Origin of the sequence: Lactococcus petauri, assembly GCF_002154895.1 — a bacterium.
Lineage (GTDB): Bacteria > Bacillota > Bacilli > Lactobacillales > Streptococcaceae > Lactococcus > Lactococcus petauri.
Window position 1 is genome coordinate 1 of the sequence record NZ_MUIZ01000032.1, and the last position, 1040, is coordinate 1040.

The following is a 1040-nucleotide window of genomic DNA, read 5'->3' on the forward strand; positions in this document are numbered from 1 at the left end:
AAGAGCGTATAAACTGCACCTTGAAGCTGCGCATTGCCTTGTGTTTCATCTGATTTTGTATCTTCATCTTGCTTTACAAGGGCTGCATCAACCAAATCTTCTTGGTTAGTATTTTTGCCCGTTTCATCTTTGATTGTAGGGTTAATCAGAATAGGTTGGTTAGCCGCATCTTCATCATAGTCAAGAGTGAATGCTTGTGGTTTACCATCATTCCATGTAAGCGCCATACCGTCCCCAGATTTAATCTCTTGAACCGTATAAGAATCTCCAACGTACATTTTAGCAGTCAGTTTAGAGCCTACAGTTGTCGCAAGGCCTTTGGCATCTGTTGTAATTGTGCCAACCGTTATTCCACGTGTTACATCCTTAATTTCAAAGATATTTCCTGCCAAACTGTATGCATCATTGAGGAGTTCTGTGCCATTTAATTTTCCAGCTTTTTGGATCGAGATATCTTGAAGTTGAGGCGTATCTGTTACAGTCTCAGTATCCACAACCGTTGTATTCGTTGTTTCACTGCCACCCCAAGTGATTGAGAACGGATAGTGTTTTGGATTTTTAGTATAATCATTTGTCGCATGGGTTTCTTGAGCATAATAGTCGCCCACTGGGAGGTTATCTACTTCAATTTTCCCATTGCCATCCGTTTTAACAACCAGTTCTTTCGATTCTGTTAGTGTTCCTGTTTTTACAGTAATAGGTTGTTTATCATAACCATCTGACACTTGAACAGTATCTCCTGCTTTATGAATAATCTTTCCATCCAATTTTACGTCTTTAGCATAGAAGAAAGTATATTCCTGGTCCTTAAGGAGCTGTTTACCAGAAGATTTACCATCTTCAGTTGAAGAATCTACTTTTTGGAGAATCACATTCCCTAAAACAGGGATATCTACAGCATCCGTTTGTGGCGTGTCTGGGTTAACCAATTGTGAATCATCCCCTGAGTATTTCAGCGTGAATTCTTTTGGTTTACCGTCATTCCAAGTAATCGCAAGACCTGAAGGAGCTTGCACTTCTTGAATGGTATAAGTGTCATC

The 1040-nt window shown here is 39.8% G+C and carries 1 protein-coding gene; it reads right to left on the bottom strand.

From position 1 onward, the window contains the following. Window positions 1-1040, bottom strand: a 1040-nt coding sequence (locus BZZ03_RS12055) for a prealbumin-like fold domain-containing protein (protein WP_233128996.1), incomplete at both ends; no start/stop codon positions are given.